This is a genomic window from Bacillus sp. LL01 (genome assembly GCF_001037965.1).
The window spans coordinates 1-8863 of sequence record NZ_LFEL01000057.1 but is presented as its reverse complement, the minus strand read 5'-3'; the positions used below and the strand labels follow the sequence as shown (position 1 = coordinate 8863).

At 40.1% G+C, this 8863-nt stretch carries 9 protein-coding genes; 4 read left to right on the top strand and 5 right to left on the bottom strand.

Going from position 1 to position 8863, the window contains the following annotated elements; all coding sequences use genetic code 11:
- From AB685_RS23765 to AB685_RS23750, 4 genes are all read right to left on the bottom strand, one after another.
- Positions 1–626 (bottom strand): ABC transporter substrate-binding protein (locus tag AB685_RS23765; protein ID WP_047973060.1); only part of this gene is annotated, 626 nt, incomplete at its 3' end.
- A 23-nt stretch (positions 627–649) separates the two neighbouring features.
- Positions 650–1729, bottom strand: coding sequence for a Xaa-Pro peptidase family protein (locus AB685_RS23760; protein ID WP_047973058.1), 1080 nt, complete (start codon positions 1727–1729; stop codon positions 650–652).
- 197 nt (positions 1730–1926) lie between these two features.
- The gene (locus AB685_RS23755) at positions 1927–2457 is read right to left on the bottom strand and encodes a chromate transporter (protein WP_047973057.1); all 531 of its coding nucleotides are present in this window, start codon (positions 2455–2457) and stop codon (positions 1927–1929) included.
- An 11-nt stretch (positions 2458–2468) separates the two neighbouring features.
- Entirely contained in the window at positions 2469–3056 is a 588-nt protein-coding gene (locus AB685_RS23750; RefSeq protein WP_047973056.1) for a chromate transporter, read from the bottom strand.
- A gap of 301 nt (positions 3057–3357) precedes the next feature.
- On the opposite strand from AB685_RS23750, the gene AB685_RS23745 reads away from it, so the two are divergent.
- From AB685_RS23745 to AB685_RS23730, 4 genes are all read left to right on the top strand, one after another.
- Entirely contained in the window at positions 3358–4371 is a 1014-nt protein-coding gene (locus AB685_RS23745; RefSeq protein ID WP_047973055.1) for a tripartite tricarboxylate transporter substrate binding protein, read from the top strand.
- A gap of 35 nt (positions 4372–4406) precedes the next feature.
- Entirely contained in the window at positions 4407–4886 is a 480-nt protein-coding gene (locus AB685_RS23740; RefSeq protein WP_047973054.1) for a tripartite tricarboxylate transporter TctB family protein, read from the top strand.
- Positions 4887–4901: 15 nt separating this feature from the next.
- Positions 4902–6428, top strand: coding sequence for a tripartite tricarboxylate transporter permease (locus tag AB685_RS23735; RefSeq protein ID WP_047973053.1), 1527 nt, complete (start codon positions 4902–4904; stop codon positions 6426–6428).
- A gap of 67 nt (positions 6429–6495) precedes the next feature.
- On the top strand, positions 6496–6945 hold the full coding sequence (locus tag AB685_RS23730; protein ID WP_047973052.1) for an Lrp/AsnC family transcriptional regulator: 450 nt from the start codon (positions 6496–6498) through the stop codon (positions 6943–6945).
- Positions 6946–7031: 86 nt separating this feature from the next.
- Here AB685_RS23730 and AB685_RS23725 read toward each other — a convergent pair whose 3' ends face one another.
- On the bottom strand, positions 7032–8600 hold the full coding sequence (locus tag AB685_RS23725; protein WP_047973059.1) for a gamma-glutamyltransferase family protein: 1569 nt from the start codon (positions 8598–8600) through the stop codon (positions 7032–7034).
- Positions 8601–8863: the final 263 nt, after the last annotated feature.

Sequence of the window (8863 nt, the reverse complement as noted above, 5' to 3'; positions counted from 1 at the left end):
GTCCATGATTCAAATGTTAATGGCCCCGTACCAATTGGGTTATCTGTTAATGGTGTACCATTATAATCTGCTTCAATTGCTTCTGGACTAATGATTCCTCCAGAATAGTGGGCAAGGTTCGATAATAGAGGGGAAAACGGATATTCTGTTACAATCTTCACCTCATAATCGCTTACAACCTCAATATCTGTAATCATTTCAAATAAGGAAGCACGTGTTGACCCTACTTCGGGATCAAGGACACGTTCAAGAGTAGACTTAACAGCATCAGCAGTAAACGGTGTACCATCATGGAACGTTACATCTTCTCTTAAGGTAAATGTCCAAGTTAAATCATCGACTCTTTCCCACTCTTGGGCTAGACCTGGTTGAATTTCCATGTCCTGATCTTGAGTAACGAGCGTTTCAAAAATTTTACCGTGGTAAACATTTGCTGAAGGAATATCTGCTCCATGATGCGGATCGAGATGAGTAGCATCAGATAAGACGGCAACATTTAACGTTCCACCTGTTTGTCCTTCACCATTCCCTTCATCTCCTGCTTCTACTTCACCTGAATTAGGTTCACTTGCACAACCCGCAAGAACCAAGCTACTAATTAAAACGGCCGTTAACCAACTTTTCATTTTCTTCAATCTGCTCACTCCTTTTATTGTGGATCAATCACTTGCAGTTCTTTTGTTGATTTTGTAGCATTTTCATATCCGTCTTCTCGGATGATGATGAGGTCTTCGATTCGAACCCCACCCCATCCCGGAAGGTAAATACCAGGTTCAACAGTAATAACCATGCCAGGCTCTAACACTGATTTGTCAGTGGACCTCATAGCTGGTTTCTCATGAATATGTAGGCCAAGTGCATGTCCTAGACTATGGCCAAAATTCCCACCATAGCCCGCTTCTCGAATGATGGAACGTGCCACTTCATCAACCTCACTACATACTTTTCCAGGACCAATATAGTTGAGAGCTTCTTCTTGGGCCTTATAGACAATTTCATAAATCTCTAGCTGCTTATCACTTGGTTCACCAATCACAACGGTTCGGGTAAAGTCTGAGAAATACCCATCAACGACTGCACCAATGTCCATTTTGACAAACTCACCAGCGTTTACGATTCGATTCGTAGCGGCCCCATGTGGGAGAGCGGATCTTTCTCCTGAAGCGATTACATGGTTCGCCTTGATCCCTTCAGCCCCATTTTTCTTCATCACATATTCAAGCTCAAGACCTATTTCCTTTTCACTTAAGCCTGGCTTGATAAAGCTCAAGATGTGATTAAAAGCAAGATCACATAACTCGACACCTTTTTTAATTTTCTGAATTTCATCTTCGTCTTTAATCTTACGTATCTCATTAATTTCAGACTCTATTGAATGATACTCACAAGTCGTTGTTTCTTTTTTGACTCCATCTAGGAATCCAACCGTAAGTGAATCCTCGATTCCTACATGACGAACGTTCATTTCTTTCAATTGTTTTCCTAAAGCATCTTGTAAAACGCCAGTATGCTGTTTGACTTCAAATAATGGCGCCTGATCTTTTGCTTGTTCCACATACCTAAAATCCGTTAGTAAGAGTAAGTCACTTTTTGTAATAAGTAGTGAACCACTCGTTCCAGTAAAACTAGAGAAGTAACGACGATTTTCTTTTGATAGGATGATTACGACGTCTAATTGTTCTTGATTCATAACATTACGCAACTTATTTATTCTATTTTCAATAAACATAGACACCCCACTCTCAATAATACGAACATAATGTTTTTATAAAGCTAATTTAACTTTCCTTTTGATTAGTTATTATACTTAGACACTTACGATTAGACAAGTAATTTTCTGAAAAATAATTAAATTAAAATTAATTTCAGGGTTATCTACATATAAAAAAGCACTCTAGCTGCATAGCAAGAGTGCGATTTTTTAGTTCATCCTAAAAAGGCTGCCCCATAGAGAAGGGCTCCTATGATTACGAGAGCTGGATGTACTTTAAGCTTTTCTAAAAGAAGCAGGCTCACTAAAGCAATGATAATCGTTTGAACCATTCCAGCAGACGCMCATGAAGTAGTAAAAAACTGAATCGCTAATACCCCTAAGAGAATAGCGATCGTCGGACGAATAAGACTAGTCATTTTCTTTACTCTCGGTGAATTTTTAAATTTATATAACAGTCCAACTAAGAACAGCATCGCAATTAAAGACGGGGCAACTGTGGCAAAAAGCGCCACAAACGAACCAAAGACACCTCCGACCTCATAGCCAATATGTCCAGCCATTTTCGTCGCAATAGGGCCTGGCAGGGCATTTGCAATCRCAAGTAATTCTCCAAACTCACTTACCGTTAACCAGCCATACCGATCGACAACTTCAGTTTGTATAAGTGGAATAGAAGCAGGTCCCCCTCCATATCCAACGATTCCGGGAATAAAAAATGCAATAAAGATTTCAACATAGATCATTTCAATTCACCCTATCCAGAAACATTTCTTTTTTTCGTTTCTTTTTGTTCTTCACGTCTCTTTCCACCCATTACTAATCCATAGATTAATAACACTCCAATCACCAAAGCAGGATGGATCCCTATTAATTCAAAAGCCACCGCACTAATAACAGCTAGTACAAGGGTCTGAGTTAACCCAATCCCTTTTTTGGATTGTTTTAGAAATTGGTACGTCATCACAATCATCATAATCCCAACAACCGGTGTAACCGCTTGGGTCATACCAGCTACAACACTTGAGTCACGATAATTAGATAAAACGCCAATCAAAGCAATCATCCCAACCACGGTTGGAAGTACGGTTGCCACAATTGCATTAAGCAAACCTACAATCCCACCAACTTGATAGCCAATGTGTCCAGCCATCTTTGTTGCGATCGGACCTGGCAGTGTATTACCTATAGCCAGAACATCCGCAAACTCCTCATCTGTCATCCACTTAAAATGCCCAACTACTTCTTTATGAACAAGCGGTATTGTGGATGGCCCACCTCCATATCCGAGAATCCCGGATCTAAAGAAAGCAATAAAGATATCTAGTTGAGTCTTCCAAAACATTACCTCACCTCCAAGTTCAAAATGTCTAATAATATTAAAAAATTAAATATGTCTGATTGTATATAATATCTATTTAATTTACAAATGTTTTTTTAAACTCCTTGTACCTTTACTTATGATAAATACATTTAATTTTATATTTTTTCGAAAAATTTAATAAATTCACTAGACATCGTAGAAATTGTAACCTATAATGCTCATTATACAAAACGGAATCAATTTGACACAAAACCTTACATCATGTTCAACTGATTGATTCAATTCAAACAAAATATATTATTTTATGAAGGAGAGATGACTAATGGTCAGAAAATCACTGTTTTTATTTGGAATTCTTTTACTATCTTTACTCGTAGCTTGTGGAAGCAATGAGAGCTCAGGAGAGGTAGCTGATGAGGCAGCAGAACCAACCGATAACGAAAGCTCCATTGACTACCCTACCCAAACGATCAATATGATTGTTCCTTGGGGTGCTGGGGGAGACACAGATGTAATTAACCGTATTACGAACGAATATTTAAGTGATGAATTGGACGGCGTTAACTTTGTCGTAACGAATATCGGCGGCGGTGGTGGAAGCATCGGGGCTCAGGAAGCACTGAATGAAGATCCTGATGGTTATACACTTTTAGCTGGACATGATTCGATTGGCCTTTCTGAATTAATGGGAAACACGTCTTTCTCTTATTTTGACTTTGAGCCAGTCGCTTTGTTAACAAGTGCGTCTCAAATTATTGCAACGAGTGTTCAAAATGATTGGGATTCAATGGAAGATGTTGTCGAACAATTAAAAGATGACCCTGGTTCGATTAGCTTTGGGGCAGCTTTTGGGTCAACAAGTCATACTCTTCCTTTAGGTATTGAAGATGCAGCAGATGTGAAATTCAATATCGTGAACTATGAAGGAACATCTCAACGTACGACTGCTCTATTGGGAAATCATGTCGACTTAGGAGCTACAACAGTTCCTGCAGCTCAAGAGTATATAAAAGCCGAGCAGTTGAAGCTTCTTGGTATCTCTTCACCAGAGAGAAACCCATCGCTACCGGATGTTCCGACTCTTATTGAACAAGGCATTGATGCTGTGAACGCGACAAATCGTGGATACTTCTTTCCAAAAGACACGCCACAAGAGATTGTCGAGATTATGAGTGATGCCATTGGTCGAGTGGCAGAAAATCCTGAATTCATTGCACAAATGGAGGAGATGGGCGTTGAGGTCGTGTACAAGCCACATGATGAATACAGCGAGTATTTAGAAACGAGCAATGATTACCTTGCTGAAATGTTAGAGCGTCATGGAGTTATAGACTAATTGGATTCGGATTAAGACGAGAGGTGTCCTTGCTTATGATAAAAAAAGATCGTTTAACCAGTATCGTACTCTTGCTAGTTTGTGCTTTCTTCTATTTTGAAAGCAACTCAATTCGGACATCAAATTTAAGCGCGGGGTTAGGAGCTACCTTCTTTCCCCGTTTCCTTTTAGGCTTTATTGCTATTCTTGCAGTGGTCATGTTTATTAATACTTTTACTAGAGCTGCTAAAGCAAAAGATATGAAGGAAAAAGAAATAAAGCCTGATGAGAAAAGCCCTGTAATTGTATGGGTGATATTTGGAATTTTTGGCGTTTATATTTTACTTATCAACGTTTTAGGTTTCATTTTGAGTTCTGCATTATTTATGTTTAGTATCTATCTTTTACTTACTTGGAAAAAGCGTACAACTAAGCAGCATGTCCTCTCTTTCGGGGGTATGTTTGTGACTGCTTTTGTTTTATTTTTTATTTTCGAAAAGCTACTCCAAGTGTATTTACCAAGAGGAATTTTTTAAATAAGGAGTAATGTCATGGAGAATCTACTGTTAAGTCTAGAAGCAATCTTACAATGGGATACATTACTCCTCATGTTTATTGGAGTATTAGCAGGGATTATCTTTGGCTCTATCCCTGGCTTTACCATTACGATGGCAGTTGCTCTGACACTCCCATTTAGTTTTGGGTTAGAACCTCTGCAAGGGATCGCTCTTATGATGGGGGTATGGATTGGCGGGGCATCTGGAGGTCTCATTTCTGCTTGTCTACTAGGGATTCCGGGAACACCATCTGCTGTAGCTACCACGTTTGATGGTTATCCGATGACTAAATCTGGACAACCAGGGCGAGCGTTAGCCATTGGATTATGGTCATCGTTTTTCGGAGCCATTATCGGTGGGGTGATTCTCGTTCTTGCAGCTCCAATGCTTGCGGGCTGGGCATTACGATTTGGACCGTGGGAGTTCTTTAGTTTAATGGTCTTTGGCTTAAGTGCAATCGCCAGTCTTGGACAAGGCAATCTATTAAAAGGGATAGCAGCAGGGTTAATTGGGATGTTCGTCGGTACAATCGGGCTTGATCCTGTACTTGGCACGGAACGCTTTACGTTTGGAGCCGTCGAAATGCTTGGGGGTTTTGACTTCCTTCCTATTTTAATCGGTATTTTTGCATTTTCTCAGTTGCTTTCAGAAGTTCAAAATAAGAATAGACAAACCTTTGATTTCGATAAAAAAGTCAGTCTATCTTATCCCATTGGTAAAACAATTAAAGATATGTTTTCATCCATTGTGAATGTCGTGCGTTCATCGATCATCGGAACGATCGTTGGGGCTTTGCCCGGTGCTGGATCATCTATTGCTAACCTATTAAGTTATGACATTGCAAAGAAAACATCTAAACACCCAGAAAAATTTGGAAAAGGGACGAAGGACGGAGTTATTGCAGCTGAGACGGCTAATAACTCATCTGAGGGTGGAGCACTGATTCCAACTCTTGCTTTAGGGATTCCAGGAAGTGCTGTAACCGCGATGATGATGGGTGCTTTACTGATTCACGGCATTCAACCAGGACCTTTCTTTTTGACGACCCAACCCGTTCTTGCAAATGGTATTTTCTTATCCTTTTTTATCTCGGCATTTTTTATGCTAATCATTCAAACCTTTGGAATCCGTGCGTTTTTACGTATAAATGATGTGCCACTTCACTACCTGCTTCCGATCGTTATTACATTATGTGCTCTAGGAAGCTTTGCCATTAATAACCGAGTGTTTGATATTTGGGTTCTTCTTTTATTCGGGGTGATTGGTTACCTATTAAAGAAAACCGACTTCTCACTCGCAGCATTTGTTCTTGGCGTTATTTTAGGACCTATGACTGAGGAAAATCTGCGTCGTGCACTAGAAACAAATCCAGATCCAATGCTATTTATTAGCAGACCGATTTCAGGAACCTTAATTTTCTTAACGGTAGCATCTATTGGCTATGCCCTTTACACAAACTATCGTTACAATAAGAAAATTAAAGCAGAACAGCTACCTGAAGATCCGTCTCTAAAAGTTTAACATGACGTAATCTAGCATTTTCGTTATAATWAACTCAGCATGATAAACTGAATACGTGGTGAAAAAAATGAAAATTGACGCTACTGACAAGAAAATCCTTCAATTATTAGTCGAAAATGGTCGCATGTCTTATGTTGATATTGCAAAGGAACTTAACCTCTCAAGAGTAGCCATTCGCGAGAGAATCAATCAGTTGATGGCAGAAGAAGTGATTGAGAAGTTCAGTGTCATTATCAACTCCGATAAAGTAGGAAAGAAAGTCTCAGCTTTCTTTGAAGTTGATTGCGAACCTACTCACCTTGTCCAGGTAGCAGAAGCACTTGCAGAGAACCCTACGGTARCAAGCTGTTATCAAATGACCGGACCAAGCACCTTACATATGCATGTCCTTGTCGACGACTTTGAAGAGCTTGAACATTTTACGAACGAAGAACTATATGCTTTAAAAGGCATTACCCGAGTAGAAAGCCATATTCTCCTGCGTCGTTTTAAGAGTAGAAGTGGTCTTAAGCTTTAGAAGATCCTGCACATGCAGGATCTTTTTTTATGTTGGTTATAGACAAAAAAAGGTGTACCATTCATATGAATGATACACCCCTCTTTTTATTRCCAAGTTGCTACTTCACCATCTGTACGCGGCTCAGTTCCCCCGCATAGTACACCGGTATCATTATTTCTCCAAATGATCTGACCGCGGCCAAAGCCACCTTCATCTACACTACGTTTAATGTTATGCCCTTTACGCTGCAAGGCCTTGGCAATATGATCTGGGAAGTGCGGCTCSACTTCAACAGWCTTATCATTCGTCCATAGCCAGCGAGGAGCATCTAATGCGGCTTGTGGATTCAAATGGAAATCAACCGTATTCATCACCACTTGAACATGGCCTTGCGGCTGCATAAATCCACCCATCACACCAAACGGCCCAACTGCTTCCCCGTCTTTTGTTAAGAAACCAGGAATAATGGTATGGTATGTTTTCTTTCCTGGCTCCAGGTAGTTATCATGCTCAGGGTCTAGCGAGAAGTTATTGCCTCGATTCTGAAGCGAGATGCCCGTTCCAGGAACAACTACACCTGAACCAAAGCCCATATAGTTACTTTGAATAAATGAAATCATATTGCCTTCCCCATCAGCTGCAGCTAAGTAAACCGTACCGCCTTTTTGAGGTTCCCCAGCTTCTGGAGTAAGAGCTTCCTCATCAATTAGTGCTCTTTTGCTCTCTGCATACTCTTCAGACAAAATTTGCTCCACAGACACCGACATAGATTTAGGATCTGTGATGTATTTCAGCCCATCTGTGAATGCTAGTTTCATTGCTTCAATTTGCTTATGATACGTATCTACTTCATCTTTTCCTTTGAAGTCGTAACCTTTTAAGACGTTCAAAGCATGAAGAGCGATAAGCCCTTGCCCATTCGGTGGAATTTCCCATACATCGTACCCACGGTAATTCACACTAATAGGATCAACCCATTCCGGTTCATAAGCTTCTAAGTCACTTTTACGCAGAAATCCACCGTGCTCTTTAGAGAATGCATCCATTTTATCTGCTAGTTCTCCTTTATAAAATGCGTCCGCATTCGTTTCAGCAATCTTTCTTAATGTGTCAGYATGTCCCGGAGACTTCCAAATATCACCTGCTTTAGGAGGCTTCCCGTCTGGTGCAAATGTGTTAAACCATCCAGCAAATTCTTCACCTTTACCCACTTTAGAAAAAGTCTCAAATCCCTTCTTCCAATATTTTGCGAGTGTTGGAGAAAGCGGGAAACCATTTTCTGCATAATCAATAGCCGGTGCAAGCGTCTTAGATAACGGTAGATTTCCAAATTTTTTCGCAAGTTCAGCCCAAGCACCCGGTGCACCAGGTACAGTAACGGGGATTAAGCCATACTTAGGCAATTCCTTTTCGTGGCCGGCTCCTTTCACTGCATCCGCTGTTAATAATTCCGGAGCTTGTCCGCTCGCATTCAATCCATGTAGCTTATCTTTCACCCACACGAGAGCAAAGGCATCCGAACCAATTCCATTTGAAGTTGGTTCAACGACCGTTAAACAAGCAGCCGTTGCAATTGCTGCATCAATTGCATTGCCGCCTTCTTTTAAAATTTGCAAACCTGCTTGTGCAGCTAATGGTTGAGAAGTAGCAACCATTCCTTTTTGGCTGTACATCACATTACGTTGCGATGGATAAGGATAATTGAGTGAGTCAGCTTCCAATAATTGATTCTTCTTTTGTGTATCGTAAGTAATAATAGCAAACACCTTCCCTTTAATTAATAAAACAAGAATATTATTAAACATTTTGTATACTTTTTATTATAAATGATTAATTTTTGTTCGTCCATACCAGTTATCTATATTTTTAGAAAATTAAAGATTTGTTGAAGGAGGGCATATAATGTTCAGAGAAATGATTCCGCTTGCTAATCAAC

Bases quoted from the DNA above. Each gene is read 5' to 3' on its own strand.
- AB685_RS23760 (WP_047973058.1), bottom strand. From the start codon at position 1,729: ATGTTTATTGAAAATAGAATAAATAAGTTGCGTAATGTTATGAATCAA.
- AB685_RS23750 (WP_047973056.1), bottom strand. From the start codon at position 3,056: ATGTTTTGGAAGACTCAACTAGATATCTTTATTGCTTTCTTTAGATCC.
- AB685_RS23745 (WP_047973055.1), top strand. From the start codon at position 3,358: ATGGTCAGAAAATCACTGTTTTTATTTGGAATTCTTTTACTATCTTTA.
- AB685_RS23740 (WP_047973054.1), top strand. From the start codon at position 4,407: ATGATAAAAAAAGATCGTTTAACCAGTATCGTACTCTTGCTAGTTTGT.
- AB685_RS23735 (WP_047973053.1), top strand. From the start codon at position 4,902: ATGGAGAATCTACTGTTAAGTCTAGAAGCAATCTTACAATGGGATACA.